The following is a 26,083-nucleotide window of genomic DNA, read 5'->3' as shown; positions in this document are numbered from 1 at the left end:
AGTTCTCCTAGTATGTGATTTCATGACGCTGCGCCTCGTCGGGCGCGGTCGTCGTCTTGCAAATTCACAACGTTGTGAACCCTGGGTTGTTCCGACAAAAACAGCGGGAACCGCATAACCAGACATGCAAGGTTTCGATGGGCATCAGAACTTCCATCGACGGAACCTTTAGGCCCTAGACACGTTCCAGCCGTTGGCTGGACGTAAGATTTTTCGGTAATTTGGCTGGCGGCGCTAACATAGCGCTCGGGCATTCACGACACGGAGTGGGGCATGAAATTTGCGGCGGTGCTTAACCGCGACGGCGGCACCTTGCGCACAATCGATCTCGCTGCTTTCTCCGACAGACTTCATCAAACGCTGGAGGCCGCCGGGCACTCCGTCAGCATCGACATTGTGGCGGGCAAGGAAATCGTGGAGGCGCTCGACACCGCGGCCTCGCGTAGCGCCGTCGATGTCGTCCTGGCCGGCGGTGGTGACGGCACCATTTCGGCGGCCGCCGCCCGGCTGATGGGCAAGAAGAAGGCGCTGGCCATACTGCCAGCCGGCACGATGAACCTCTTTGCGCGCGGACTGGGGATCCCGCAATCCATCGATGCGGCCGTCAGTGCCTTCGCTGATGGGGAAATCATCGCAGTCGACATTGCGACGGCGAACGGGCGACCTTTTGTCCATCAGTTCTCGATCGGCATGCATGCCAAGATGGTGCAGTTGCGCGAGAAGATGGAGTTCGGGTCGCGTTTCGGAAAGATCCGGGCATCGGCGAAAGCGGCGTGGGCGACGATCAACAACCCTCCAACGATGAACGTTACGCTCCACATCGGCGAGGTTGAAATGGCGACGCGGATAACCGGCATCGGCATCACCAACAATCTGTTCGGCGAAGGCCATTTGCCTTATGCCGACAACCCGGCCGGGGGCGTGCTCGGCATATACGTTACCGTGGCGCGACAGCGCGCGGAGCTGATTAAGTTCTTTTTCAACATGGCGCGCGGCAAATGGCGCGACAATGAGCATGTCGAGATCCATCAGGCTGACAGGGTTGTCCTGAAAATACATTCGGGAAGCCGAAAGTTTCGGGCCGTCCTGGACGGCGAACTGATCAAACTCGATCGTGAGACAACGATCGAAATTCACCCTGGCGCTCTGAACGTATTGGTGCCTGCCAGCGTCGCCAAGGAAAAGGCCGCCTGATGCTGCGGCAGTTTCGTCCTTTGCCAGAAATGGCCCTAGCTCGTCGCACCTCCCTCCGATGTAGCGGGTGTCTTGGCGATCTGGCCGTAGATTTCGGCTATCCCCCACGCGGCGATCACCAGGAGCAACGCCGCGATCAGGAACCGCAAACCATGCTGGCCCCGCCTCCCCTGCCTCGCCTTGTTTTCGGGAATGATCTTGGCCATGCTCGATCCTTGTATGGTGGTGCGCCAGTTCGGGCGGCTCGCAAGAGACGGTCCGGTAACGGTTGCCTTGTTAGGATGGTTCCGGCACGCGGTTGGCCCGCGAGCGGACCCGGCGCCGGAAAATCGACAGGGCGGAGCGGAGCAGGACGGATCATCGGGGAACTGAGTGAGTAACGTGCCGGAAACGCGTCCGGTCCTGCCGGCTGAGGTCGCGCGGGCGGTCGAGGACCAGGATCGGCTGGCGGTGTTGCGCGGGCTGGAAATGCTGGATACGGCCGCGGACGCCGATTTCGACCGCGTCAGCCGCCTCGCGGCGGCCCTGATGAAGGCGCCGATCGCCCTGGTCACGCTGCTCGACAATAAGCGCCAATGGTTCAAATCCTGTCTTGGCCTGGAAGAGACCGAGACGGCGACCGACATTTCCTTCTGCGCCCATGCCATCTCCGCTGGTGACGAACCGATGGTGGTCACCGATGCCACGGCGGACCGGCGCTTCGAAGCCAACCCGCTGGTTACGGGCAAGCACCATATTCGTTTCTACGCCGGCGCCCCCATGGTGGTGGCGGGCGCACGCATCGGCACGCTCTGCGTTCTCGACCGGACGCCGCATGCTTTCCACTCCGCTGCCGAGCTCGATCAATTGAAGATGCTCGCTGGCCTCGCCGCCAGCCTGTTCACCCTGAAGGACGCAAAACGCAGCGGCGCCCTCGCCGAGGTGGCGCTGGCCCGCGAGGAAAAGCGGCGCGCCATCGCGCTGGACGCGGCATCGCTTGCCAGCTGGGCATGGGACATCCGCGGCGACGTCATCGAGTGCGACGCCCTGCTACCTCAACTGTTCAACCTGCCGAGCTCGACCCGGCTGCGGGCGCGGGACATCATCGCCGCGATCGATCCCCGCGACGTCCACCAGACCGAGGCCCGTTTTCGCGACGCGCTGGCGGGCGGCGACGATTATTTCGGCGAGTACCGGGTGAAAGGCTCCCACCCGCCGCGATGGATAGCCACGCGCGGCCGGATCATCGACCGGGACAGCGACGGCAAGCCGACGCTCGTCTTCGGCGTCAACTACGACATATCCGAACGCAAGCTAGGCGAAGAGCGGCAAAGGCTGTTGCTGCGGGAGTTGAACCACCGCGTCAAGAATACGCTGGCCACCGTCCAGGCGCTGGCGACGCAGACCGTGCGTCATGCTCGCCGGCCAAGCGAATTCCTCGAGGCTTTCGGTTCCAGGCTTCAGGCCCTGGGCGTCGCGCACAACCTGTTGTCCGACCGCGAGTGGCGTGGAATCGGCATCCGCGAACTCGTCCAGTTGGAGGTCAGGCCCTTCGACAGTGCCGATCAGCCTCGCATCACCATCTCCGGCGCCGATCTGTTGCTGTCGCCGGACCAGGCGGTCGGACTGGGCCTCATCCTGCATGAGTTGGCCAGCAACGCGCTGCAATATGGGTCTCTGTCAGTGGCATCCGGCACGGTCGATCTCGGCTGGACAACCGAGGGTGGCAAGGGCAATCGCCGTCTGGTGCTGACCTGGACGGAAAGCGGTGGGCCTCGTGTTGCCCCGCCCGAGCGGCAAGGCTTCGGATCGATCCTCATCCGCCGAAGCCTCGCCAAGATCATTTCCAGCGAAGTGACCCATGAATTCCGGCCGGAAGGTGTATTCGCGGAAGTATCAATGCCCCTGGAAGAGCTTTCGAAGTAGCCTGCAATGATCCTAGCGTGGACCGCCGCCATCGGGGCCGCCGGGCCTGGTGGTCTGGCGGTATAGTGCATAAGCGGCGAGCGCCGCGGCCGAGCCGAGGATGACCCCCAGACCGCTTTTTCCTTTGAGCAATGTCGGCATCACGGCAAGGGCGGCCGTCACGCCAACGGCGGTCACGTCGGCCTTGCGGCGTTCTGCCCGACGCCGCAAGCGCGAACCCTCGGCAATTTTGTAAACAACCAGGATAAGTCCGGCAGCGACAAGAAAACCCGCGCCGAAACTCAATGCCGCCACCTGCGATCCGTAGCGGATCGCCGTCCAGATATAGGCGGCTCCGATCAGGAACCCCACTCCACACAGCGCCACGATCCCGGCGAGCAAATAGACCATTGCCGCAGTGCGTGCACGGCGCAGGGCGGCAATGGTTTCGCCTGAAGCCAAACCGGTAATCAGGGTTGCCAGCATTCCCATTTGGAATGCGGCTAGCGGCGAGCGAGGAGCGCGAACAGGAAACCTGCGCCAGCCGCGATAGCCAGCGAGGTGACCGGCTTTTCACGCACGTTTGCCAGAAGCTGAGCTTCGATGTCCCTGGCATTGCCGCGCAGGGTGTCAAACGCTGCTTCACCTTGCACGCGCAACTGCTCGACGCCTTCGGCTGCCACGCGGCGGGCGGCGCCGTAGCCGTGCTCGCCGGTCTTGGCCAATTGCTTGGTAAGCATGTCGATATCTGCTTTCAACTGCCTGATATCGGCTTCAAGATCCGCATTAGGGCGATCTTCGGTTGCGGTCTTTCCTGCGGCGGTCGCCATTGCTTAACTCCTTGTGATTGTTCGCTTTCAAACGCGCCGTCTGTCTCAAGGTTCCCAGCCCGTCCTAAACTACCCCAAAACGCTGCGGCGCGCACCAGATTCGGCGCTTCATATCAACGGCCGCCGCGATTCCCCGAGCCCTTCCCAACCGGCCAGCTGCTTGAGCCCTTGATTGTCTATCACCTCGCAGCCACCATCGCGCCACAAGATCAGCTTGCGGTCCATCAGCTTGCGGATCGTCTTGTTGGTGTGGACGAGCGACAGTCCGAGCGTATCGGCGATGTGCTGCTGAGTGACCGGTATCTGCAGATTTTGCTTGCCGTTCAGCCCAACCGTCCTGGCGCGGCTGCCGATGAAAGCGATGAGATACGCAGCGCGCTCGAGCGCGCTGCGTCGCCCGATGCTAAGAAGATTCTCGTCCAGCATGCGCTCCTCGCGCGAGGCAATCCAGGTAATGTCATAGGCGAGGCCCGGATGATTGCGGTAGAGTTCTGGCAGGGACTCGCGATCGAAGATGCAAAGCAGCATCGGCGACAGAGCTTCGACGGAATGCTGCATCTCGCCCATCACGCTGCCTTGCAGGCCGATAAGGTCGCCCGGCATGAGATAGTTGAGAATCTGACGGCGGCCATCCCGAAGCAGCTTGTAGCGGAAAGCCCAGCCCGAAAGCACCGTGTAGAGATGCGCGTTGTGGCTTCCCTCGACCAGCACCGAAGCCCCCTTGTCGACCGCGAGTTCGCCCTTCTTGAACTTGCTGACGAAAGCCAACTCCGATTTTTCGAAGTCGCGAAAGACCGGCAACGGCCGCAACGGACAGATTTCGCAGGGATACTGACGACCGGAGACAGAGCGGCTGCCCTGATCTGACATTCTTACCCTCCTCCAAGCCGTCCCTGGCAGACCGCCTCACCTGTTTTGCGCGATTGCGGCCTCACCGCGCAACATGTCATTTTTAAATGACATCGCTTGAAATTGCGATCATGAGTCCGACCGTTTCAAGGAGTCATTGACTGTGCCCCCATTGCTTGACGGATTGCGGATTCTTGTCCTTGAGGATGAATTTCTCATCGCAATGGACGTTGAACAGCTCTGCCGCGACAATGGCGCCGCCGAAGTGGAGATCGCCCGCGATCTCACGGACATGGACGGCCGGAAGGTGGCCTCGCATTTCGACGCTGCTATCGTTGATCTCATGCTGGGTGGTACGTCAACGCTGGAATTCGCTTTTGGCCTGCGTGAAGCAGGCGTCCCGTTTGTGTTTGCCTCGGGCTACACCGATGCCAGCGAAATCAAGGCTTCATTTCCGGGGGTAAAGCTTGTCGGGAAGCCCTATTCGGGAGAGGATCTCGTCCAAGCGCTGGCAGATGCCTGCGGGCGAACCGCCGTCCGCCAGGGATGATCGCGCGGCCCGTCGACCGGGCACGCGCCATACATCGATCAGGTGGCTGGTGATCCTGTCACCTGGGCCGAGATTGCATCCGGGCCATATTCGTCTTCGCCGGAAATCTTGAGGATGTCCTGCAATCGCGTCCGGGCCCTGCTCACGCGGCTCTTGATCGTTCCGACCGCACAGCCGCAGATTTCGGCGGCCTCCTCATAGGAAAAGCCGGACGCGCCGATCAGGATGATGGCTTCGCGCTGATCTTCCGGCAATTGTTCGAGCGCTCCACGAAAATCCTTGAGGTCCAGCTGTCCGTGCTGAGCCGGATGAACGGCGAGCCTGGCCGTCATGATGCCGTCGCTATCCTGAACTTCGCGGCCGCGCTTTCGCATCTGCGAATAAAACTCATTGCGCAGGATAGTGAACAGCCAGGCCTTGAGATTGGTCCCTGGCTGGAAGCTTTCGTGTTTGTCCCAGGCTTTGACGAGGGTTTCCTGGACCAGGTCGTCGGCCTTGTCGGAGTTCTGCGTCAATGACACGGCAAACGCGCGCAAGCTTGGTATTGCCCCAAGCAGATCGGTCTTGAAGCCTTGGGAGACCGCGACCATGCCTCAGTCCTTTTTCTGCGCTGGCTCAGCCTGTTCCAACTGGCTGAGCAGCTGGGCAAAGCGATCCGGCACATCGTCGGAGACAAGTTCGTCGTAATATTGTTTGAGCTTACGTCCAATCTCGGAATTGGATCCGAGCGCATCGCCAGCGCCGTCCCGGCGCCTGCCGGCGACGCCAGCTAGAATATCTTTCGTCATGTCCGTCATTTCGCCCTTGTATTCCCAGCCTTCCAAACCGCCCTATATACTCAACTCAGCGCAAGCGGTATCCCCGTCTGGTCGCCCATCCCGCATCCAAACGCCTTCCCCTGACATTAGTTCCATCGCGGGTTGGAACTTTTTCCCACCCTTTGCGTTGTGGAGAGGGCTTGCAATCAGCTTGACCTGCAATCTATGCAATCACGTCATTCTGAGGGAGACGTCTTACCATGAGTTTATCCGCTACCATCGCGCCGAACCTGCCGTTCCTGCGCCGCTTTTCGCGCGCCGTTTCCGGATCGCAGGAGAGCGGCGATGCGCTGGTCGCCGCGATGCTCGAAGCCATCATCGCCGACGTTGAGATCTTTCCTGAAGCTTCAAGCGATCGCATCGCACTCTACAAGGTTTTCGCAAAGCTGTTCACATCGGTAGCGATCCGCGTTCCCCAGGAAAATGCGCAATCGCCATGGGAACAACGTGCAGCGGCCAATCTGAACGCCCTCGCCCCACGTCCCCGTCAAGCCTTCCTGCTGGTCGCGGTCGAGGGTTTCAGCGAGGATGAGGCGGCCGAGATCCTCGACGTCGGAGAACAGGAGTTTTCAGAGCTGCTGGCGCAGGCGAGCAATGAGATTTCCCGCCAGGTGGCGACGGACGTACTGATCATCGAAGACGAGCCGCTGATCGCCATGGACATAGAAGAAATGGTCGAAAGCCTCGGCCACCGCGTTGTCGGAACGGCGCGCACCCATGCTGAGGCGGTAGCTATGTTCGCCAAGACGCGGCCGAAGATGGTATTGGCCGATATTCAGCTCGCCGATGGCAGCTCCGGCATCGAGGCGGTGAATGAAATCCTGGCGTCGACATCGGTCCCGGTCATCTTCATCACCGCCTTCCCCGAGCGCCTCCTCACCGGCGAACGGCCCGAGCCGGCCTTCCTGGTCACGAAGCCGTTCAATCCGGATATGGTCAAGGCGCTTATAAGCCAGGCGTTGTTCTTCGATCGCCAGGCGAAGGCAGCGGCGTAAGCCGCGACCTCTCGACAACAACTCAAAGGCCGTCCGCGTGCGAAGCATCGGGCGGCCTTTTTGGCAGGCTGGATCCGCCCGCAAATGTTCGGCCCGTCTGCCCGGACGATTTGTGAGCGTCTTTTTCCACACAAATTGGAACCAACCCTAGCCACCCACGTTTTTATCGCACCATTCGAAGGAGATGGACCATGCTGTACTGGGCGCTTGTGTTTCTTGTCGTGGCAATCATCGCCGGCGCACTTGGGTTCGGCGGCATAGCAGGCACGTCCGCCGGCATAGCGCAGATTCTCTTCTTCATCTTCCTGGCGTTCCTTGTCATTTCGCTTCTTGCAGGACTCTTGAAGCGAGCCTGAGAACGACCGTCGAAGCGAACACTGGAAGCCGCACCCCTCAATCGGTTTCCAGCCACCGCCGGGTGGCGTCCTGCAAGGGACGCCGCCCGGCGGACCGTTTTTAGAACTATCGTTCGAGATGGCACGGGAACCACCAAGGTCTTGGGAACTCATTTGACGATGGGCCGTTCAGCCTGGGTTGGGTGGACATGCAAACAATGCGTACCAAGGCCTCGGACACCGAAGAAGGCACGCAGGGCGAGGAAGTAATCGCTTTGCACCCGGCGGAAAGCGGAATGCAGCTTGGCCGGGCTCTGCTCCATGCGCTTCACAATGCGGGCATTTCCGTTCTCTATCAGGACCGCGAGATGCAGACCGTATGGGCGCGCAACATGCGAGCGCCCTGGGCGGCCTCAGGCGGTGCGGAAAGCAGCGACATTTTGCCGGCCGCGCAGGCCGACCGGATCGCAGCCGCCAAACGCGACGTCATCGCCTCCGGCAACCCGCAGGCCCTCGAGATCAACCTGCCCGCCGAAGACGGCGTGCGATGGTTTCAGGTCTGGATCGACGCGGATCATGGCGATGGCGGGGCCGTCCAAGGTGTCGTGACGACCATGGTCGAAACGACCGACCAGAAACGCCGTGAGCAGACCCTGACGACGCTGTTGCGCGAGGTCAGCCATCGCTCCAAGAACCTGCTTGCGATCATTCAAAGCATAGCCACACAGACCGGCCGCTACTCCGACACGATGAGCGACTTCCTGACGCGCTTCCGCGGCCGGCTGCAATCGCTGGCATCATCGCAGGATCTTGTCACGTCATCGAACTGGCGGGGCGCAGCGCTTCGCGAACTCGTCTCTGGCCAGGTCGGGCGGCATGGTGGCGACCCGCACGGTGTGCGCTTCTTCGGACCAAATCCCTATCTCAATCCCAATGCCGCCCTGCATATCGGCCTGGCCATGCATGAACTCGCCGTCAATTCGGTCAGCTATGGCGCGCTGTCGCATCCCAACGGCTTCGTTGAAGTCACCGCGGATCTGCAGGTCAAGGGCGGTGGCAACACGGAACTGTCGCTGACATGGGTTGAGAAGATACCGGCAGGCTACACTGGCCCCAGCCAGAAGCGTTTCGGCAGTGTTGCGCTCGAGCGTGTTGTGCCAGCTTCCTTAAACGGAACGGCAAAACTCGAAATAGCTGCCGGTCGCCTGGAATACCGCCTCGTCGTTCCGCACGGAAATTTCGAGACAGAGTGATTGGCTCGTCGCCGTCACCCACGCTCTTTTCCGGCTTGCGCTTGGGAACTTGTGGAGCTCTCGCACATTCTAGTGATGGAATTGGATAACCACGCGGGAGGATGTCTTGACGGTTGCCGACATGAACAGACTTGAGCACGCCGCCCGTATCTCGATGGGCGGGTTTCAGGACACGGAGGCAGCCTTGCCATCATTCGGTTTCCCCACGTTGAGATCATCGCCTCTGGCTGCGATGATTGCCATCACGGCAATGGCGATAGCGGCCTTATTCCAGCTGTTGCGCTGACCAAATTCATTCGGTGCTTTCGACAATGTAACGCTCGACACTTAGCAAGTGTCGGGCGTTCTTTGACTGAAGTTCACTAGCGGATGTCATTAGTTGATACGCAGACTCCCTCCCGAAGCATATTTTTAACGAGTATTAATGTGGCAGGAACTTTGGCGGTGATGATTCGTTACAGTGGCGAGAGGACATTTCGCCATGGAACACATCGCTGCGCTGCTGCTGGTCATAGGTTGCTCGAACACCATGGGTGAGTGCCGAGAACTGCCTGTCCCGGTCAGTGTTTTTGCTTCGATGGACCAATGCGTCGCCGAACGTCCTTTTGCCCTCGGGGACGTGCAGGGACAGTCTCAGCGCGTCGTTGCCAAATGCCTCACCGTCGACCCGGCGCTTGAAGATGACTATGATCAGATCGTCTGGGCCGTGCGCCCGGATGGTACTCTCGACGCGTCCCTTGCGGTTTCCAGCATGGTGATGGCTTCGAACACGATACGCCCAGAAAAAGACTATCTTAGCCAACAATAGATTTGCAGCAGCGAAGGCTGCCATTTCATGCTAAATGGCAGTTGGAGCATATCCAAGTGTGGACACAAAGTGAGGAGCGACTCTATGCGGAAAATTCTTATTGCCATGGTTGCGGTTGCAGCGGTTAGCGGCTGCACGTCGACTGAACAGGACGTGGGTGGCGGCACTTTGATTGGTGCCGGCGTTGGCGGCCTGGTCGGTGGCGGCAAGGGTGCGTTGATCGGGGCCGCGGTCGGCGCTGGTTCGGGCCTGCTCGTGCGCAACCTGCGCAACGGCTATTGCCAGTATCGCGATCGTCACGGCCGCATCTACACGGCGCGTTGTAACTAATTCGTCGATAGCCCTAATACCGATCCAGAGGCTGGTTTCCGGCCTCTGGATTTTTTGCCCCGCAACATCGTGGCCGCTGGCCAATCCGGTCTCGGACAGAGGCCATTGCTTGCGTTTCAGGCAGCGATCTTCAGTGCACCCGGTCCGGGAATGGCGCCAGGAGGGCACTTGCCCAGGATGATCATGCCCAGCACCTCGTCCTGGGTCACATCGGTGGTGCGCGCGGTGCCGACGACCTGGCCGTTTTTCATGACGCAGACCCGGTCTGCGAGTTCGAAGACGTCGTGAATGTCGTGGCTGATCAGGAAGATGCCGATGCCCTCGGATTTGAGCTGCCTGACCAGTTCGCCGACCTGAGCCGTCTCCTGCGGGCCGAGCGCCGCCGTTGGCTCGTCCATGATCAAGATGCGTGCGTTGAACAGGATGGCCCGCGCGATCGCCACCGACTGCCGCTGGCCGCCCGACAGCTTGATCACCGGTTCCTTAAACCGCTGGAAGCGGGGATTGAGCCGTCCCATCACCTTGCGCGCCTCCGCTTCCATGGCGACGTCGTCGAGCGTGCCCCAGGCGGTCATTAGCTCGCGGCCAAGGAACAGATTGGCGGCGGCGTCGACATTGTCGGCCAGCGCCAGCGTCTGGTAGATCGTCTCGATGCCATATTTCTTGGCGTCGCGCGGGTTGGAAATCGATGCCTCCTGGCCATTGACGAGAATCTGACCCGAATCCCGCTTGTAGGCGCCGGACAGGATCTTGATGAGCGTCGACTTGCCCGCGCCATTATGGCCGAGCAGCGCAACGACCTCGCCGGGGAAAAGATCGATCGACGCATCGTCGACGGCGCGAATGCCGCCAAAGGCGATGGAGATGTTGCGCATATCGATAAGCGGCGTGGCGGCGGAGGCGATCTGGTCGGTCATGTCGGTTCTCCCTCTAGACGCGCTTGCGATAGACGGTGTCGAGCCAGACGGCGATAACCAGGACGGCGCCGACGACTATGCTCTGCAGCGGTGAATCGACGCCCAGCAAAACCATGCCCGATTGCAGCGACTGCATCAGCAATGCGCCAAGCATGGCGCCTATGATGGTCCCCGAACCGCCGGCGAGCGAAGTGCCGCCGATGACGGCCGCGGCGATGACCAGTAACTCGTCCAATGTGCCGAGCACGTTGGTCGCCGAATTCTGCCGGGCCGAGGAGATGGCGGCGGCGATCGTTGCCAGCACGCCCATGATCATGAACACCTTCATTGTGACCCAGCGGGTGTTGATGCCGGCGAGATTGGCGGCCTCCGGATTGCCGCCGATGGCGAAGACGTAACGGCCGAAGCGGGTGCGGTTGGTGATGAAGGTCATGACCAGCCCGACCGCGATCGCCATCAGGACCGGTATGGCGATGCCATGCGCGATGAAGAGGCCGCCCGGAGGCACCGTGATGTTGTTGGCCGCCGCGTATCTGTTCACGATGCCGATCGGCCATGGATAGGAATTGGCAAGCCAGACGGCGCCAAGGATGATGCCGCAGGTGACGATGCCCAGCAGCGTCTCGGCCCAGATCGGACGCAGCGGGAAACGAAAGCGCTTGCGCTGCACCCGGCCGTTCAAAAGGGCAAATGCCACGGCAAGGCATGCCACGATGCCGACGATCCAGCTCCAGGTCGCGCCTATCGATCCCGCCGGGCCGCCGCCCATCAACTGGAACGTGGCGTCAAGCGGCGCCACGGTCTGTCCGCTGGTGACCCACCACGCGGCGCCGCGCCACACCAGCAGGCCGCCCAGCGTGACGATGAAGGCTGGCACGTCCAGATAGGCGACTATGAAGCCCTGGAAGGCGCCGATCAGCAGGCCGAGCGCCAGGCCGATGACCAGCGCCAGCACCCAGATCCAGGGATTACCGAGTTCGAGCCCCACGAACCGGACCAGAAAATGCACCTGCGCAAAGCCCATGACCATGCCGATCACGCCCTCGGCGGAGCCGACCGAGAGGTCGATGTTGCGCATGACGATGACGAGCACCATGCCGCAGGCCATGATGGCCACGGCGGATGTCTGCACCGACAGGTTCCATAAATTGCGCGGCGTCAGGAAGGTGCGGCTGTCGAAATCGAGCGGATTGACGCCCAGACGCACGCTGGAAATGACATGCAGCCCGATCCAGATGATCAGCAGCGCGCCGATCATTCCGAGCATGCGGGTGTCGATCTCGGTCGCCTTCAGGAACCGGGCGACGACGCCGAGTTCGGACGCACGCGCCGTGTCGGCCTGCGTGTTGGTCGTCGTGTCGGTCATGATGTCCTCCACCAGCCCATTCTGACGCGAATGCGGCAACTGGCCTAAAGGCTCCCCGAGGCGGAAACCCAATCTTGTTGAGGAAACGCCGCGGCTTGGGGCCGCGGCGTCGGTAACGCAGTGAAGCAGGCAAGGCTTAGTTGCAGACGGCAATCGTGCCGGCCGCGACGCCCGTGCAGACCTCGTCCTTCTTGATCCAGCCTGCGTCGATGACGACGTTCAGATTGTCCTTGGTGATGGCGACCGGGGTCAGGAACAGCGACTTGACCGTGTTGCCGCCCGGCGTAGTGAAGTCCTTGGCGCCGGCGATGTCGCCCGTCTTCTTGCCGTCGGCAAGCTGCGAGGCGATCTCGGCGGCGTTCTTGCCGAGTTCGCGCGCGTCCTTCCACACCGACACGGTCTGCGTGCCGAGCGCGATGCGGTTGAGGGCGGCGTGGTCGCCGTCTTGGCCCGAGACCGGCACGGTGCCGGCCAGACCCTGCGCCGTCAGCGCGGCCACGACGCCGCCTGCGGTGCCGTCATTGGCCGCGACGACCGCGTCGACCTTGTTGTCGTTGGCGGTCAGGAACTGCTCCATGTTCTTCTGAGCGTTGGCAGGCAGCCAGCCATCCGTATAGGCTTCGCCGACATTCTTGATCTTGCCGCTGTCGATCGCGTCCTTGAGCACTTCCATCGAGCCCGCGAACAGGAAATCGGCATTCGGATCGGCGCCAGAGCCCTTGATGAAGACATAGTTGCCTTCCGGCTTGGCCTTGAACACTTCGCGCGCCTGCAGACGGCCCACTTCCTTGTTGTCGAAGGTCAGGTAGAAGACATCCTTGTTCTCGATCAGACGGTCGTAGCCGACGACCGGAATGCCTTCATCCAGGGCCTTCTGGACGGCCGGACCAATGGCCGAGGCGTCCTGTGCCAGGATGATCAGCGCGTTGGCACCCTGCGAGATCAGGCTCTCGACATCGGTAAGTTGCTTGCCGGGATTGGACTGCGCGTCCGCCGAAATATATTTGTCGCCGGCAGCTTCGAGCGCCGCCTTGATGGCCGCCTCGTCGGTTTTCCAGCGCTCCTCCTGGAAATTCGACCACGAAACGCCAATGACCTTGTCCTTCGCCTGCGCGCCAGACACCAGCGTCAGCGACATGGCGACCCCTGCCAGGATGACTGCTGTGACTCTTTTCATGATATCCTCCCTGCGCCGCGTATGGCGCGACCAACTGACCCTGAGGCCGGCACAGAGACCCATTTTTTCGAGCCTCGAAAAAACACTGGTCCAACACCCGTACGCTGTCAACATCGATTATGATGGCTCTTGATCGGCGCGAGGTTTTTTTCGAGACCCGGAAAAACAATGACAGAGTGGTGGGCTTCTGCCAATATTTGATCGTCGCGCCCCTTCAAAGCATCCGGGCTTGTCGGAGCAACAGCGCGCGGAACGAGGAACCTGAAGGGCGAAAACGTTTCAGGTGTAGCCGACGACCTTCGAGGCAGAAAAGGTCGCTGCGACGGGAGGTCGAGGAAGCATGTCGGTTGGGATTCGCCACGACGATCTGCGCCGTCGCAACCGCGCAATGGTGATCTCGGCCGTGCGCCGGGCCGCACACCCATCTCGCACCGAAATAGCCGCGACCACGGGCCTCAGCCATTCGACCATCTCGGCCATCTCCTCGGACCTGATCGAAGAAGGTGTCCTTGCCGAAAGCAAGCCAAGTGAACCAGGATCATTCAAGCGCGGCCGCCCGCAGGTCGGCCTGAGCCTCAATCCCGAGGCGGCCACGGTGATGACGGTGGTGCTGTCGCTGAACTTCCTGTCGGTCGCGGTCATCGACTATACCGGCCAGGTGATCGCCGAGGAGCAACGCCGGCTGGACACGCTGACGATGAACCGGGAAGCGCTGGTCGGCGCGTGCATCGCCATCGTGCGTCGGCGCCTCGAGGATGCCGACCTCGACGTCCGCGGCATCGCCCGCATCGCACTCGCTATCCAGGGCGTTACCGACACTCATGCCCGCGCCATGCTGTGGTCGCCGATCACCCCGCATACCGACATCCCCTTCGCCGACGTGCTGGAAGAGGAATTCGGCATCCCCGCCATCGTGGAGAACGACTGCAACATGATGGCAGTGGCTTTGCGCTGGCGCGATCCGCAGCGCTATCGCGACGATTTCATTGCCGTCCTGCTGTCGCACGGCATTGGCATGGGGCTGGTGCTCAAAGGCGAGCTTTTCTCCGGCACTCATTCCTCGGGGGGCGAGTTCGGCCACATGATCCATCGGCCCGATGGCGCCCTCTGCCGCTGCGGACGCCGCGGTTGCATCGAGGCCTATGCCGGCAATTACGCCATCTGGCGCAACGCGAGCGAGATGGGGGAGGAGGCCGAGCCTGTCGATGTCGGGGATGCGGAGATGCGTGTGCTGGCGGCCACGGCACGCGAAAAAGACGGGCCAGAACGTGAAGCCTACCGCAAGGCGGGCGAGGCGCTCGGTTTCGGCCTCGGCAGCCTGTTCGCGCTGGTCGACCCGGCACCCGTGGCCATGGTCGGCGTCAGTGCCGCCGCCTTCGACCTGATCGAGCCCGCCCTGCGCGAGGCCATCGCCCAGACCGCCGGCGGCCAGCATTCGAAATCGATCTCCTTCGATACGGAGCCGAATGAACTGCCGCTGATCCGCGAAGGCTGCGCCATGCGGGCGCTGACCTTCGTCGATGAGCAGATCTTCGCGCCGGGCGTCCAGGCAAGAGCGGGTGTGGCTGGGAAAAACGTTGCCTGAGTAAGGCCGCGACGGGTCCCTGAATACCGGAAGCGCAGGAGCCGCCATTCGCGGCCGGCCTCACCCCAATATGAGCACACCCCTAATCTTCGCGGATCGCGTAGCCGGCCCCGCGGATGGTTCGGATGACATCGGGCATTCGGCCATTGTTGACGGCCTTGCGCAACCGGCCGACATGCACGTCGACCGTGCGTTCGTCGATATAGATCGTTTCGCCCCAGACATTGTCGAGCAACTGGCTGCGTGAGAACACCCGGCCGGGGTGACGCATCATGAATTCGAGCAGGCGGAATTCTGTCGGCCCGAGCCTTATCTCGCTTTTCTTGCGATAGACACGATGCGACTCGCGATCGAGCACGATGTCGCCGACCTTGAGCACGCTGGACAGCACTTCCGGCTTGGCGCGGCGCAACAGCGCCTTGACCCGGGCCATGAATTCCGGCGTCGAGAACGGCTTCACCAGATAGTCGTCGGCGCCTGTCGAAAGGCCGCGTACCCGGTCGCTCTCCTCGCCGCGCGCCGTCAGCATGATGACGGGCAGCCGCTCGGTCTCGGGGCGCATGCGCAGGCGCCGGCAGAGTTCTATGCCGGACACCGCCGGCACCATCCAGTCGAGCACCAGAAGGTCGGGGACATTCTCCTGCAGGCGGATTTCGGCCTCGTCGCCGCGCGTCACCACCTCGACCTGGTAGCCCTCGGATTCGAGATTGTAGCGCAGCAGGACGCCCAGCGGCTCTTCATCCTCCACAACCATGATGCGTGGCGCGATCATCGCCTGGTCACCCCTATGGTCATGCTGCCGGCGCGGCCATCGCGGTTTCATCCTGTTTCGGACGATTGGCGGGCAGTTGCGTGCCGGTCAGCACATAATACGCATTTTCGGCGATGTTGGTCACGTGGTCGCCGATGCGTTCGAGGTTCTTGGCGCAGAACAGCAGATGCGTGCAGGCGGTAATGTTGCGCGGGTCTTCCATCATGTAGGTCAGGAGCTCGCGGAACACCGAAGTGTATTTGATGTCGATGCGCTCGTCATTGGCGCGCAGCGTCGCCAGGGCATTGGCGTCATGCGCCGCATATTCCTCGATCACGCCCTGAACCTGGATCAGCACAAGCTGCGCCATCGTGTCGATGGAGTTCGACAGGTCGCGCGGGGTGACGCTGAGCCCAACCGTGCCGACGCGCTTGGCGATGTTCTTGGCAAGGTCGCCGATACGTTCGAGGTCTCCGGCCATGCGGATCGATCCGACGACATGGCGCAGATCGTCCGCCATAGGCTGGCGCTTGGCAATCAGCGTGATGGCGCGGTCGTCGAGTTCGCGCTGGCGCGCATCCATGATGGCGTCGTCCGAGACCACGCGCTGTGCAAGCGCATTGTCGGAATTCAGCAGCGCCTTGGTGGCGCCGCCCACCATCGAACCGGCGAGATCCCCCATATCGCTGATCAGCCGGCTGATCTGGCCGAGATCCTCGTCGAAAGAAGCGACTGTATGTTCGCCCATGATCCTGTCCTTCGTATGCCTGAGCTCAGCCGAAACGGCCGGTGATGTAGTCCTGCGTGCGCTTTTCGCGGGGCGACGTGAAGATCTTCTCGGTGCGGTCGAACTCGACCAGCTCGCCCAGATACATGAACGCGGTCTGCTTCGACACGCGCGCCGCCTGCTGCATGTTGTGGGTGACGATGACGATCGTGTAGTCGGCCTGCAACTCGTCGATCAGTTCCTCGATCTTGGCGGTCGACAGCGGATCGAGCGCCGAGGCCGGCTCGTCGAGCAGGATGACTTCCGGCTTCACCGCCACGGTGCGGGCGATGCAGAGCCTTTGCTGCTGGCCGCCGGAAAGGCTGAGCCCGCTGGCATTGAGCTTGTCCTTGACCTCGTTCCAAAGCGCGGCGCGCTTCAGCGCCTGTTCGACCCGGCCGTCCATCTCGGACTTGCTGATCTTCTCATAGAGCCTGACCCCGAAGGCGATGTTCTCATAGATCGACATCGGAAACGGCGTCGGTTTCTGGAACACCATGCCGATCTTGGTCCGCAGCAGGTTGAGGTCCTGCGAACGGTCGAGAACGTTCTTGCCGTCCAGCAGGACCTGGCCTTCGGCCGTCTGCTTGGGGTAGAGCTCGTAGATGCGATTGAAGACGCGCAGCAGCGTCGACTTTCCACACCCCGAAGGTCCGATGAAGGCGGTGACGCTGCGCTCGGGCAGCGACAGCGTGATGTCCTTCAAGGCCTTGCTCTGGCCGTAGTAGAAGTTGAGGTTCTTGACTTCGATCTTGGCCTTGGCGGCTGCCTCGGCGGCGATCGTCATGTCTGGAGACAACATCTGGCTCATTTGTCCTCTCTGCGTCCGGTCAGGCTGCGAGCAACGATGCTGAGCGCGAGAACCGTCAATGTGATGATGAGTGCGCCGGTCCAGGCCAGTTGCTGCCATTCCTCGTAAGGGCTGAGTGCGAACTGGAAGATGGTCACAGGCAGGCTGGCCATCGGCGCGTTGAGATTGCTCGACCAGAACTGGTTGTTGAGCGCGGTGAAGAGCAGCGGCGCCGTCTCGCCGGAGATGCGGGCGATCGACAGCAATATGCCGGTGACGATGCCCGACAGGGCGGCGCGGTAAGCGACCGACTTGATCACCACCCAGCGCGGCGCGCCGATCGCGGTGCCGGCTTCGCGCAGGGCGTTCGGCACCAGGTTGAGCATGTCCTCGGTGGTGCGCACGACGACCGGGATGACCAGGATGGCGAGCGCGACCGCGCCGGCAAGGGCCGAGAAATGCCCCATCGGCCGCACCATCAGTTCGTAGACGAACAGGCCGATGATGATCGATGGCGCCGACAGCAGGATGTCGTTGATGAAGCGCACCACGGTGGTGAGCTTCGAAAAGCGGCCGTATTCGGCCATGTAGGTGCCGGCTAGCACACCGATCGGCGTGCCGACGATGACGGCGATGACCGTCATCACCACGCTGCCATAGATGGCGTTGAGCAGGCCGCCGGCGTCGCCGGGCGGCGGCGTCATCTGCGTGAACACATCCAGGGACAGGCCGGCGCTGCCCTTGTAGAGCAGCGCACCGAGGATGAGTGCCAGCCAGGCAAGCCCGATGCCCGCGGCGATGACGCACAGCGTCATCATCACGGAATTCCTGCTCTTGCGACGACGGTGAAGCGATTCATATGTCGACATCGGTCAGGCTCCCGTACGGGCGTCGATGCGCATCAGCATGTAGCGTGCGATGGCGAGGATGAGGAAAGTGATGAGGAACAGGATCAGGCCGAGCGCCACCAGCGAAGAGGTGTAGAGATCGCCGACCGCTTCGGTGAACTCGTTGGCGATCGTCGCGGAAATGGTCGTTGCCGGCGCAAACAGCGAAGTCGAGATGCGATGCGCGTTGCCGATGACGAAGGTCACGGCCATCGTCTCGCCGAGCGCGCGGCCGAGGCCGAGCATGACGCCGCCCATGATGCCGATCCGCGTATAGGGAATGACCACGCGGCGGGTCACTTCCCAGGTCGTGCAGCCAATGCCGTAGGCGGATTCCTTGAGCACCGGCGGCACGGTGTCGAAGACGTCCTTGGTGATCGACGTGATGAAGGGCAGGACCATGATCGCCAGGATCAGCGACGAGGTCAAAAGACCGATGCCGTAGGGCGGGCCGGCAAACAGGCTGTTCAGGCCGGGAATGCCGTGAAAAACAGAGATGATGAAAGGCTGGACGGTCGTCTGCAGGAACGGCGCCAGCACGAACAGGCCCCAGATGCCGTAGATGATCGAGGGGATGCCAGCCAGCAGTTCCACCGCCATGCCAATGGGACGGCGAAGCGGACGCGGGCAAAGCTCGGTAAGGAATATGGCGATGCCGATGCCGAGCGGCACGGCGATCAGGATGGCGATGGCCGAGGTGACGATGGTGCCGTAGATCGGCGCCAGCGCGCCGAATTTCTCGGTCACCGGGTTCCAGCTCTCGCTGGTCAGGAACGAGAAGCCGAAGGTCGACAGGGCTTGCCAAGAACCGGCGAACAGCGAGATCGCGACGCCGCCAAGCAGGACCAGCACCAGTATGGCGGCGGCCCGGGTCATCCCATGAAAGATGGCATCGGTCATGGCGAAGCGCCTGACGATGGCGTCGCGCGAACCGCGTGTCGCCGGCATGGCTTCCTGGATAGCACTCATGTGGAGCTCGGCTCTTTGTGTTGAGGCAGAAGGGACGCCGCGGCGCGGCGCCCCTTCAGGGGGATGTTATTCGCCGGCGTAGACGGGCTTGCCGTCGGCCTGGATGTCGGCTTTCCACGACATCTTGATCAGCTCGACGACATTGTCGGGGATCGAGACATAATCGAGCGCCTTGGCGGTCTCTTTGCCATCCTTGTAGGCCCAGGCAAAGAACTTGAGCGCCTCGCCGGTTGCGGCGGCATCGTCCGGGGTCTTATGGATCAGCACCCAGGTCGAGGCTGCGATCGGCCAGGTCGTGTCGCCCGGCTCGTTTGTGATGATGACGTTGAAGTTCTTCGCGGCCTTCCAGTCGGCGTTAGCAGCTGCCGAACCGAAGGTTTCGAGAGACGGCTCGACAACCTTGCCGGCGGCATTCACCATCTTGGAGTAGGACAGGTTGTTCTGGGACGCATAAGCGTATTCGACATAGCCGATGCCGCCATCTGTCTGCTTGACCGTGTTGGCAACACCTTCGCTGCCCTTGGCGCCGACGCCCACCGGCCACTCGACAGCGGTGTCCGAGCCGACCTTGTCCTTCCAGTCGGGCGAGAGCTTCGCCAGATAATTGGTGAAGTTGAACGTCGTGCCCGAGCCGTCCGAGCGATGCACGACCGCGATCGCGGTCGACGGCAGGGTGAGGGTCGGGTTGAGGGCCTTAATCGCCGCATCGTCCCAGCTGGTAATGGCGCCCAGATAGATCTGGGCGATCGTGTTGCCGTCGAGAACGAGTTCACCAGGCTTGATGCCGGTCAGGTTGACGATCGGCACGATGCCGCCCATCACCATCGGGAACTGCAATAGGCCGTTCTTTTCCAGGTCTGCATCGGACATCGGCTTGTCGGTGGCGCCGAAGGTCACGGTCTTGGCGATGACCTGCTTGATGCCGCCGCCGGAGCCGATCGACTGGTAGTTGAGGCCGACGCCGGTGTCTTTCTTGTAGGTATCGGCCCATTTGGCGAATACCGGATAGATGAAGGTCGAGCCGGCGCCGGAAAGATCAGCCGCCATGGCCGCGGAAAGGGTGAAGGTGGACGCCGTGACCATTGCAATCGCAACGGCCGCCGAGCGGATGAAGTGTTTCATGGGGCCTGCTCCTGTTCGGAAGATGATCTCTTGGCGCCATCGCTTGCGGCGCCCGCTGAGGCCAATAGCCTTCGATTATAACAGTCGCATGACAGTTTCATGTCGCCCCGGTAACGCGTCGTCGGAGCGGGCTGGACGCCGCGCTGCCCAAGCGCGCGTTAAGGCGCGGCTTTGCTCCTGGAATCAGTGGCTTGCGCCCTTCATGACCGAAATCGGCCTGCGAGCCCGTTGTCAGCCGATGGGCGAATAAAAGCCGGGCGGGAGCGCGTTGCTCGCAGCCAGAGCGAGTCGTGGCCGGGCCATCGCCGAAAACAGGTCCGTTGGGGTAGGACGACGCTGTTCCATGCCGGCGGTCGCTGCTCCCGCCCGTAACTGGAAGGCGGAATCCGAATATGCTCATTGTCATGGCTGCTTGCGGCCTTTGATATGGTGCGATCGCGCCATGGCCTTGCGCCGGCAAGGCAGCCCCGATTCTCCGGGCGGACCGCGGGCCCTGCTCATCGCGGGCGGAAGGCCCGCCTTGCGCCCGGCTTCGCGATCACACTAGGTCCGCTTCGAAGGCAACTTTTCATGCCCGGATCCGTTGGCAATGCTGCGCTGTTGCGCACGGTTGTCGGCGAGGGCTAAGCCGCTATATAAGTCGCCTAGGGGTATTATTGATGTTTGGACGGATTGTGCCTTGTTGCATGGGGCTGGCGCTGCTTTTCGGCAGCGGCTGCTCGCGCGCCTATGACGGCACGGTCATCATTCCGAAGCCGCTCGACGTCCGGCGGATCTGGGACAAGCCGCCCCCCAATGTGGAGTATGATCTATCGCCCCAGGCCGGCGCCTTTCCAGTCGCGCCGCAACCGCCCAGACAGTTTTCCGAGCCCAGACAATTTTCCGAGCGCAGGGACCGTCCGGGCAAGTTCAGAAGGCGGGCAACCACTTTAGCGCCTGCGTCATCGAACACAGGGGCTGAGAAGCGGTTGCAGTGCAGGAATGTGAGCGAACCCGGCAAGCGGGTTCGCATGGTCTGCGAATAGCAGACTGAACCAAAATCTGCCTCAGAGCGAGGCGGCGCCCTTCTTTGGTTCTTTCGCGCCGAGTTTATCGAGCGCAAAGCGCACTTGGCGCAAATCATCCTGCCAGCCGTCATCGTCGCCCATCGGGCTTTCCGAGGCTGCCCGCTGCAATCCGCGCGCCTCGGACTCGATGTCGCGCAGTTCAGCGATCTTCTGTTCGGTGGACAGAGACTGGTCTTCGACGATTTCCAGTATCCGCAATTCCCTAAACGTGGCCATGGCGTTTCTCCGCGGCTGTGCGCATCAAAACGCGTCGGGCATCGCTTCCGTTCCAACTCGACGGCTACAGGCCAAACGCATTGCTGGATACCTGTCGCAGGTTTTCGGGTCGAAATATGCTCGGTCCCCCTGAAACCTTGCACGTTCCTCCGCGTTGAATGACAAAAGGAGAATGCAGATGTCGATGCATTTCAACGTCTCGGAACTGACAAGAAATCTGTTTCACTCGCTGGGGCTGGACGGCGATTCGCTGAACCCCGATCAGAGCCTGTTGCTCGAATGCTACCTCGCTGGGCAGGTTCCGCAATCCGCGTGGAACGACTACGTTGCGGAAACACCGGCCCTTGCGCGGCACGCCGAAGACAGGCGCCGCGCCCATCATTAGCCGCAGCTTCCTGCTGGGCACATTGGACCTTGCACTCTGCGCACGGCAGGGTGTCTGATCCTATGCTCAACGCAAAAAGGCCGGCAATATGCCGGCCTTTGCTTTCTCCTTGACATCGCGCCAGTACATCCGTGGTCGCGACCCAAAGCGAATTGCCTCCAATAGACAGACTAATGGTAAACGAAACGTTAATTCGCTTGCGCCTGCTCGGGAAATGTCTCCTTGCAAACGTCCGCCATTGAAGTGGGCCGCGGGCGTCTGTTTGCCCACAGGCCTCCCAGAACCGCGTTCAACGCATACTAGGGCGTGGCAGGCTGGGCCGGCTGGGTCCCCTGCTGATCTCCGCCAGTACTTGATTGCGGCGTCGGGTTCTTGTCGACCTTGGGGTTCTGGTCGACCGGCTCGCTGTTTATGTCGGTCCTGGCTTTGTTGGGATCCGTCTCGCCGGGGTTTGAGCCGGCGGAGCCAGCGGTCGATTCGCTCCCCTCCTGCGTCGCCTCGGTCTTCGAGCTCACGCCATATGTTTCGGCGATACCCCAGGCTATGACCGCCAGCAGCAGTCCACCCAGCAGGATAGCGAGCACTGGACGCCCGAGGCCGCCTTGCCGGGCTCTGTTTTCGGAAATGTTCTTGGCCATCGAATTGATTACCTTTTAGAGGATGGCCTGCGGGTGCCACAGGCCAGACACGCTAGACTGGCGCTCAGTTTGAACGCCGTCGCTGCAGGATCAAACAAGTGGCGAGCGTCGAGGTTCCGATAGGGCTCGAAAAATGCTTCGCAGGCGATGTGCCGAGAACCGGCCAGCGCCATGACAGTCTTCGACAATTTTAGCTTTGTGATGGGTGTGGCATTGCCAACAAGAGTCCTGGTACGCCCAAGGGGAATCGAACCCCTGTTCCCGCCGTGAGAGGGCGGTGTCCTGACCGCTAGACGATGGGCGCGTTCAAGAACCGGCGATATAGGCTGACGGCCGGGAAAAAGCAACTGGGATTGCGGCTTTGCCGGATCGGCCAAATGGCCGGCTCCACGATCAGCGTTTCGGTTCGATCAGGTCCCACAGATTGCCATACAGATCGGCGAAAACCGCCACGGTGCCGTAGGCTTCGAAGCGTGGCGCCTCGCGAAATTCGATGCCTCTCTCCAGCATCGCCGCATGGTCGCGGGCGAAATCATCGGTCTCGAGAAACAGGAAGACGCGCCCGCCTGTCTGGTTTCCGATGCTTTGCCGCTGCGCCTCGTCGGCTGCCTCCGCCAGGAGCAGCCTGGCACCTTTCCCGCTGGGCGGCGCCACGATCACCCAGCGCTTGCCCGCGCCAAGATCGAGATCCTCGACGAGCACGAAGCCCAGCCGCTCGCCATACCAGGCAATCGCCTCGTCATATCGGGCGACGACCAGCGCCACGGTGGCGACACGACGATATTCGGCGAAACCGGTCATCTCGCCGCTATTTCGACCGGATCGCGAACTGGCCGATCAGCCGGCGCTCTGCAATGTCGTAAACGAAAATCGTTCGGCTGCCGTCGGCGAGTTCTGCGTCGATCGAGACGCGGTTGCCCGACAGGGACTGACTGACCACCCTGGCGCCGACCGGCAGCACGATGTCGCCGCTCAGCGGCTCGCCCGCAGGAACCTGAACGTCGCCGGCCATGGGCGGGCTTACCGGCTGCGCCTTGCGGGCTTTGTAGACAATCGCCGCGATCACAACCATAAGAGCGAGGAACAGCAGGCCGAGATTGATGGCCATGAAGCGGACGAGCTTGCCACGCATCTTTTCGACCTCGGGGTCGAGTGGCTTTTCTTGATCTTGGTCGGCATCGGGCCGGGGCATGGCGGATATTCCGGAACGGTTTTTCGATGAGCGCTCATAGCGAAGAGGACCCTGAATTGATAGAGGCGGCGCCAACTGTGCTGGTGGCCGGCGCGGACGCGGCCGGGCAGCGCCTCGATCAATGGCTGGCGGCCAGCCTCGGTCCCGACATGTCGCGCAGCCGCGTCCAGATGCTGATCCGGCAGGGTGCGGTTCGTATCGACGGCAAGCCCGCCGATGAGACCAGGCGCAAGATGACCATGGGCGAGAGCGTGTCGGTCGTCATGCCGGAACCCGAGCCGGCCGAGCCGCAAGGTGAAGATATACCACTCGATGTGCTTTATGAGGATGACGAGCTGATCGTCGTCAACAAGCCGGCCGGACTGGTCGTGCATCCCGGCGCCGGCAACTGGACCGGCACGCTCGTCAACGCCCTGATCCACCACTGCGGTGACAGCCTCTCCGGCATTGGCGGCGTGCGCCGTCCGGGCATCGTCCACCGCCTCGACAAGGAGACGAGCGGCGTCATGGTGGTTGCCAAGACCGACCGTGCCCACAAGGCACTGTCGGAGGCTTTCGCCGACCATGGCAGGACCGGCGATCTCGAACGCGCCTATCTGGCGCTGGTCTGGGGAATACCGCAAAGGCCGACGGGAACTGTCGACGCGCCGCTTGGCCGCGCATCCGACCGCGTGCGCCGAGCCGTCGTGCCGGAAGGCCGCGACGACGCCCGTCACGCCATAACCCATTTTGCCGTGCGGGAGCGCTTCGGCGAAAAGCAGCAGGAATTCGCCACCGCAAGCCTGGTCGAATGCCGGTTGGAGACAGGCCGCACCCATCAGATACGCGTTCACATGGCCCATATCGGCCATCCGGTCATCGGCGATCCAGATTACGGGCAAGCTTTCCGCACCAAGTCTAACCGGCTGCCGCAACCGCTGAAGAGCGGGGTACAGGCATTTTCCCGCCAAGCCCTGCATGCCTGGCTTCTTGCATTTCGCCACCCTGCAACCCATATATCGATGAGGTTCGAGGCGCCGTTCCCGAGGGACATGGAGGAACTTGTAGCAGGCTTTCGCAAGCTTTGAGCCTGGCCCCGAAGGCCTAGAACTGACCCTCAAAAACTTGACTGGCATTGTTCACTTCAGCGTGACACACTGTTTCGTGTTGAACAAAAGTCTGTCTTTTCTGGTTTTGTTCCTATATTATAACGGTTGTCGCGAGCGAGCCTTCTGGTGCTCGCGTCACATGCCCGCCGCGTTTCGGGGGCATCACTCCAAGTAGAGAGGGGGCGCTATCATGGCCCAGTCATTACCCAGTATCGTTTCCGGCGAAGGCGGCCTCAGCCGCTACCTGGAAGAAATCCGTCGCTTTCCCATGCTGCAGCCGCAGGAAGAGTACATGCTCGCCAAGCGATATGCCGAGCATGAGGACACGACCGCCGCGCACAAGCTCGTCACAAGTCACCTTCGGCTGGTTGCCAAGATCGCCATGGGCTATCGCGGCTATGGCCTGCCGATCGGCGAAGTCATCTCGGAAGGCAACGTAGGCCTCATGCAGGCCGTGAAGAAATTCGAGCCAGAGCGCGGCTTCCGCCTCGCCACCTATGCGATGTGGTGGATCAAGGCCTCGATCCAGGAGTACATCCTGCGCTCGTGGAGCCTGGTCAAGATGGGCACGACCGCCAACCAGAAGCGCCTGTTCTTCAACCTGCGCAAGGTGAAGGGCAAGATTCAGGCGCTGGATGACGGCGACCTCAAGCCCGACCAGATCACCGAGATCGCGACGCGGCTGAACGTCTCCGAAGCCGAAGTCGTGTCGATGAACCGCCGCCTGTCGGGCGACGCGTCTCTGAACGCTCCGATCCGGGCGAGCGAAGGCGAGTCCGGCGAGTGGCAGGACTGGCTGGTCGATGACCACGAGAGCCAGGAAGACATGCTGATCGAGCAGGACGAACTGGAAAACCGGCGCGGCATGCTGTCGGGTGCTCTCGCCGTGCTCAACGATCGCGAACGGCGCATCTTCGAGGCGCGTCGCCTTGCCGAGGAGCCGCTGACGCTGGAAGAGCTTTCGTCCGAGTTCGACATCAGCCGCGAGCGCGTGCGCCAGATCGAGGTGCGCGCCTTCGAAAAGGTGCAGGACGCGGTCAAGGCGGCCGCCAAACGCCAGACCCAGGCCTTGCGCACCATCGAAGCGCAGCCGGCAGCCTGACTGCTGTAGGGCACGAAACAAAACGGCGGCGCCAGGAAACCGGCGCCGCCGTTTTGTTTTACGATCCGGCGAGTGTCCCTGGCATCTACGAAGCCAGGCTTACACCATGCAGGATGAGGCCGCGGCATGGACGCCCGTGGGCCTTAGAGCGTTTCACGTTTTGACGGAAGCGTATCCTGCGTTTTCAAAGTAGTTCCTGCATTCGGTTGCCTCAATGGT

At 61.8% G+C, this 26,083-nt stretch carries 33 protein-coding genes and 1 tRNA gene; 14 read left to right on the top strand and 20 right to left on the bottom strand.

What is annotated here, in order from left to right:
- Nucleotides 1-273: 273 nt before the first annotated feature.
- Nucleotides 274-1,194: a diacylglycerol/lipid kinase family protein gene (locus tag LB513_RS24115; RefSeq protein WP_224665991.1), complete on the top strand. Its 921-nt coding sequence runs from the start codon at nucleotides 274-276 to the stop codon at nucleotides 1,192-1,194.
- A gap of 35 nt (nucleotides 1,195-1,229) precedes the next feature.
- Here the strand turns inward: LB513_RS24115 and LB513_RS24110 are convergent, their stop codons facing one another.
- Nucleotides 1,230-1,400 (bottom strand): hypothetical protein, encoded by a 171-nt coding sequence (locus LB513_RS24110; RefSeq protein WP_224665990.1) that lies wholly within the window; start codon nucleotides 1,398-1,400, stop codon nucleotides 1,230-1,232.
- 166 nt (nucleotides 1,401-1,566) lie between these two features.
- On the opposite strand from LB513_RS24110, the gene LB513_RS24105 reads away from it, so the two are divergent.
- Entirely contained in the window at nucleotides 1,567-3,099 is a 1,533-nt protein-coding gene (locus tag LB513_RS24105) for a sensor histidine kinase (RefSeq protein ID WP_224665989.1), read from the top strand.
- 12 nt (nucleotides 3,100-3,111) lie between these two features.
- On the opposite strand, the gene LB513_RS24100 is transcribed toward LB513_RS24105, so the two are convergent.
- From LB513_RS24100 to LB513_RS24090, 3 genes are all read right to left on the bottom strand, one after another.
- Nucleotides 3,112-3,570, bottom strand: coding sequence for a hypothetical protein (locus LB513_RS24100; protein ID WP_224665988.1), 459 nt, complete (start codon nucleotides 3,568-3,570; stop codon nucleotides 3,112-3,114).
- 11 nt (nucleotides 3,571-3,581) lie between these two features.
- Nucleotides 3,582-3,908: a YqjD family protein gene (locus LB513_RS24095; RefSeq protein WP_224665987.1), complete on the bottom strand. Its 327-nt coding sequence runs from the start codon at nucleotides 3,906-3,908 to the stop codon at nucleotides 3,582-3,584.
- A 108-nt stretch (nucleotides 3,909-4,016) separates the two neighbouring features.
- Nucleotides 4,017-4,778, bottom strand: coding sequence for a Crp/Fnr family transcriptional regulator (locus LB513_RS24090; RefSeq protein ID WP_224665986.1), 762 nt, complete (start codon nucleotides 4,776-4,778; stop codon nucleotides 4,017-4,019).
- Nucleotides 4,779-4,980: 202 nt separating this feature from the next.
- Between LB513_RS24090 and LB513_RS24085 the strand changes: the two genes are divergently transcribed.
- Nucleotides 4,981-5,307, top strand: a complete 327-nt coding sequence (locus LB513_RS24085; protein WP_263482249.1) for a response regulator — start codon at nucleotides 4,981-4,983, stop codon at nucleotides 5,305-5,307.
- A 38-nt stretch (nucleotides 5,308-5,345) separates the two neighbouring features.
- Here the strand turns inward: LB513_RS24085 and LB513_RS24080 are convergent, their stop codons facing one another.
- Nucleotides 5,346-5,897: a sigma-70 family RNA polymerase sigma factor gene (locus tag LB513_RS24080; RefSeq protein ID WP_224665984.1), complete on the bottom strand. Its 552-nt coding sequence runs from the start codon at nucleotides 5,895-5,897 to the stop codon at nucleotides 5,346-5,348.
- A 3-nt stretch (nucleotides 5,898-5,900) separates the two neighbouring features.
- Nucleotides 5,901-6,104 carry a NepR family anti-sigma factor gene (locus LB513_RS24075; RefSeq protein ID WP_224665983.1) on the bottom strand — a complete coding sequence of 68 codons (204 nt, stop codon included), beginning with the start codon at nucleotides 6,102-6,104 and terminating at the stop codon, nucleotides 5,901-5,903.
- Between the two features lie 221 nt (nucleotides 6,105-6,325).
- Here LB513_RS24075 and LB513_RS24070 point away from each other — a divergent pair, with 221 nt between their 5' ends.
- The 6 genes from LB513_RS24070 (at nucleotide 6,326) to LB513_RS24045 (ending at nucleotide 9,846) form a co-directional block, all read left to right on the top strand.
- The gene (locus tag LB513_RS24070) at nucleotides 6,326-7,120 is read left to right on the top strand and encodes a response regulator (RefSeq protein WP_224665982.1); all 795 of its coding nucleotides are present in this window, start codon (nucleotides 6,326-6,328) and stop codon (nucleotides 7,118-7,120) included.
- Between the two features lie 191 nt (nucleotides 7,121-7,311).
- Nucleotides 7,312-7,476, top strand: coding sequence for a DUF1328 domain-containing protein (locus tag LB513_RS24065; protein WP_224665981.1), 165 nt, complete (start codon nucleotides 7,312-7,314; stop codon nucleotides 7,474-7,476).
- A 197-nt stretch (nucleotides 7,477-7,673) separates the two neighbouring features.
- The gene (locus LB513_RS24060) at nucleotides 7,674-8,708 is read left to right on the top strand and encodes a sensor histidine kinase (RefSeq protein WP_224665980.1); all 1,035 of its coding nucleotides are present in this window, start codon (nucleotides 7,674-7,676) and stop codon (nucleotides 8,706-8,708) included.
- 106 nt (nucleotides 8,709-8,814) lie between these two features.
- Nucleotides 8,815-8,994, top strand: coding sequence for a hypothetical protein (locus LB513_RS24055; protein ID WP_224665979.1), 180 nt, complete (start codon nucleotides 8,815-8,817; stop codon nucleotides 8,992-8,994).
- 195 nt (nucleotides 8,995-9,189) lie between these two features.
- Nucleotides 9,190-9,516, top strand: coding sequence for a hypothetical protein (locus LB513_RS24050; protein WP_224665978.1), 327 nt, complete (start codon nucleotides 9,190-9,192; stop codon nucleotides 9,514-9,516).
- 84 nt (nucleotides 9,517-9,600) lie between these two features.
- Nucleotides 9,601-9,846 (top strand): YMGG-like glycine zipper-containing protein, encoded by a 246-nt coding sequence (locus tag LB513_RS24045; RefSeq protein WP_224665977.1) that lies wholly within the window; start codon nucleotides 9,601-9,603, stop codon nucleotides 9,844-9,846.
- A 116-nt stretch (nucleotides 9,847-9,962) separates the two neighbouring features.
- Here the strand turns inward: LB513_RS24045 and LB513_RS24040 are convergent, their stop codons facing one another.
- The 3 genes from LB513_RS24040 to xylF all read right to left on the bottom strand — a co-directional run bounded on the left by LB513_RS24040 (nucleotide 9,963) and on the right by xylF (nucleotide 13,306).
- The gene (locus tag LB513_RS24040; protein ID WP_224665976.1) at nucleotides 9,963-10,763 is read right to left on the bottom strand and encodes an ATP-binding cassette domain-containing protein; all 801 of its coding nucleotides are present in this window, start codon (nucleotides 10,761-10,763) and stop codon (nucleotides 9,963-9,965) included.
- A 13-nt stretch (nucleotides 10,764-10,776) separates the two neighbouring features.
- Nucleotides 10,777-12,129, bottom strand: coding sequence for a sugar ABC transporter permease (locus LB513_RS24035; RefSeq protein ID WP_224665975.1), 1,353 nt, complete (start codon nucleotides 12,127-12,129; stop codon nucleotides 10,777-10,779).
- Between the two features lie 136 nt (nucleotides 12,130-12,265).
- Nucleotides 12,266-13,306 (bottom strand): D-xylose ABC transporter substrate-binding protein, encoded by a 1,041-nt coding sequence (xylF, locus tag LB513_RS24030; protein ID WP_224665974.1) that lies wholly within the window; start codon nucleotides 13,304-13,306, stop codon nucleotides 12,266-12,268.
- Nucleotides 13,307-13,646: 340 nt separating this feature from the next.
- On the opposite strand from xylF, the gene LB513_RS24025 reads away from it, so the two are divergent.
- A complete protein-coding gene (locus tag LB513_RS24025; RefSeq protein ID WP_224665973.1) occupies nucleotides 13,647-14,891 on the top strand; it encodes an ROK family protein in 1,245 nt (414 codons plus the stop codon).
- 82 nt (nucleotides 14,892-14,973) lie between these two features.
- Here the strand turns inward: LB513_RS24025 and phoB are convergent, their stop codons facing one another.
- The 6 genes from phoB to pstS all read right to left on the bottom strand — a co-directional run bounded on the left by phoB (nucleotide 14,974) and on the right by pstS (nucleotide 20,176).
- Nucleotides 14,974-15,663 carry a phosphate regulon transcriptional regulator PhoB gene (gene phoB / locus LB513_RS24020; RefSeq protein ID WP_224665972.1) on the bottom strand — a complete coding sequence of 230 codons (690 nt, stop codon included), beginning with the start codon at nucleotides 15,661-15,663 and terminating at the stop codon, nucleotides 14,974-14,976.
- A gap of 19 nt (nucleotides 15,664-15,682) precedes the next feature.
- Complete coding sequence (gene phoU, locus LB513_RS24015) at nucleotides 15,683-16,390, bottom strand: phosphate signaling complex protein PhoU (protein ID WP_224665971.1); 708 nt, start codon at nucleotides 16,388-16,390, stop codon at nucleotides 15,683-15,685.
- Nucleotides 16,391-16,415: 25 nt separating this feature from the next.
- Nucleotides 16,416-17,219 (bottom strand): phosphate ABC transporter ATP-binding protein PstB, encoded by an 804-nt coding sequence (gene pstB / locus LB513_RS24010; RefSeq protein ID WP_224665970.1) that lies wholly within the window; start codon nucleotides 17,217-17,219, stop codon nucleotides 16,416-16,418.
- On the bottom strand, nucleotides 17,216-18,067 hold the full coding sequence (pstA, locus tag LB513_RS24005; RefSeq protein ID WP_224665969.1) for a phosphate ABC transporter permease PstA: 852 nt from the start codon (nucleotides 18,065-18,067) through the stop codon (nucleotides 17,216-17,218). The genes pstB and pstA overlap by 4 nt, the downstream gene beginning before the upstream one ends.
- Before the next feature lie 3 nt (nucleotides 18,068-18,070).
- Nucleotides 18,071-19,054, bottom strand: coding sequence for a phosphate ABC transporter permease subunit PstC (gene pstC / locus LB513_RS24000; protein WP_224665968.1), 984 nt, complete (start codon nucleotides 19,052-19,054; stop codon nucleotides 18,071-18,073).
- 66 nt (nucleotides 19,055-19,120) lie between these two features.
- Nucleotides 19,121-20,176: a phosphate ABC transporter substrate-binding protein PstS gene (pstS, locus tag LB513_RS23995; RefSeq protein WP_224665967.1), complete on the bottom strand. Its 1,056-nt coding sequence runs from the start codon at nucleotides 20,174-20,176 to the stop codon at nucleotides 19,121-19,123.
- Between the two features lie 659 nt (nucleotides 20,177-20,835).
- On the opposite strand from pstS, the gene LB513_RS23990 reads away from it, so the two are divergent.
- Nucleotides 20,836-21,201, top strand: a complete 366-nt coding sequence (locus LB513_RS23990; RefSeq protein WP_224665966.1) for a hypothetical protein — start codon at nucleotides 20,836-20,838, stop codon at nucleotides 21,199-21,201.
- 21 nt (nucleotides 21,202-21,222) lie between these two features.
- Here LB513_RS23990 and LB513_RS23985 read toward each other — a convergent pair whose 3' ends face one another.
- Nucleotides 21,223-21,459 (bottom strand): hypothetical protein, encoded by a 237-nt coding sequence (locus tag LB513_RS23985; RefSeq protein ID WP_224665965.1) that lies wholly within the window; start codon nucleotides 21,457-21,459, stop codon nucleotides 21,223-21,225.
- A 178-nt stretch (nucleotides 21,460-21,637) separates the two neighbouring features.
- Here LB513_RS23985 and LB513_RS23980 point away from each other — a divergent pair, with 178 nt between their 5' ends.
- Nucleotides 21,638-21,844 carry a hypothetical protein gene (locus LB513_RS23980; protein ID WP_224665964.1) on the top strand — a complete coding sequence of 69 codons (207 nt, stop codon included), beginning with the start codon at nucleotides 21,638-21,640 and terminating at the stop codon, nucleotides 21,842-21,844.
- A gap of 299 nt (nucleotides 21,845-22,143) precedes the next feature.
- Here the strand turns inward: LB513_RS23980 and LB513_RS23975 are convergent, their stop codons facing one another.
- The 4 genes from LB513_RS23975 to LB513_RS23960 form a co-directional block, all read right to left on the bottom strand.
- On the bottom strand, nucleotides 22,144-22,482 hold the full coding sequence (locus LB513_RS23975) for a hypothetical protein (RefSeq protein ID WP_224665963.1): 339 nt from the start codon (nucleotides 22,480-22,482) through the stop codon (nucleotides 22,144-22,146).
- A gap of 229 nt (nucleotides 22,483-22,711) precedes the next feature.
- Nucleotides 22,712-22,786 (bottom strand) — tRNA-Glu (locus tag LB513_RS23970).
- Between the two features lie 89 nt (nucleotides 22,787-22,875).
- Nucleotides 22,876-23,283 carry a VOC family protein gene (locus LB513_RS23965; protein ID WP_224665962.1) on the bottom strand — a complete coding sequence of 136 codons (408 nt, stop codon included), beginning with the start codon at nucleotides 23,281-23,283 and terminating at the stop codon, nucleotides 22,876-22,878.
- A 7-nt stretch (nucleotides 23,284-23,290) separates the two neighbouring features.
- Nucleotides 23,291-23,674, bottom strand: coding sequence for a fimbrial protein (locus tag LB513_RS23960; protein WP_224665961.1), 384 nt, complete (start codon nucleotides 23,672-23,674; stop codon nucleotides 23,291-23,293).
- Between the two features lie 26 nt (nucleotides 23,675-23,700).
- On the opposite strand from LB513_RS23960, the gene LB513_RS23955 reads away from it, so the two are divergent.
- Together LB513_RS23955 and rpoH are read left to right on the top strand one after the other, a co-directional pair.
- Complete coding sequence (locus tag LB513_RS23955; RefSeq protein WP_224665960.1) at nucleotides 23,701-24,741, top strand: RluA family pseudouridine synthase; 1,041 nt, start codon at nucleotides 23,701-23,703, stop codon at nucleotides 24,739-24,741.
- A 211-nt stretch (nucleotides 24,742-24,952) separates the two neighbouring features.
- Nucleotides 24,953-25,864, top strand: coding sequence for an RNA polymerase sigma factor RpoH (gene rpoH / locus LB513_RS23950; protein WP_224665959.1), 912 nt, complete (start codon nucleotides 24,953-24,955; stop codon nucleotides 25,862-25,864).
- The last annotated feature ends 219 nt before the right edge of the window (nucleotides 25,865-26,083 follow it).

It is taken from the genome of Mesorhizobium sp. ES1-1 (assembly GCF_020164785.1).
Taxonomy (GTDB): Bacteria; Pseudomonadota; Alphaproteobacteria; order Rhizobiales; family Rhizobiaceae; genus Mesorhizobium.
The sequence above is the reverse complement of the archived record's forward strand: the minus strand, read 5'-3'. Positions and strand labels throughout refer to the sequence as shown.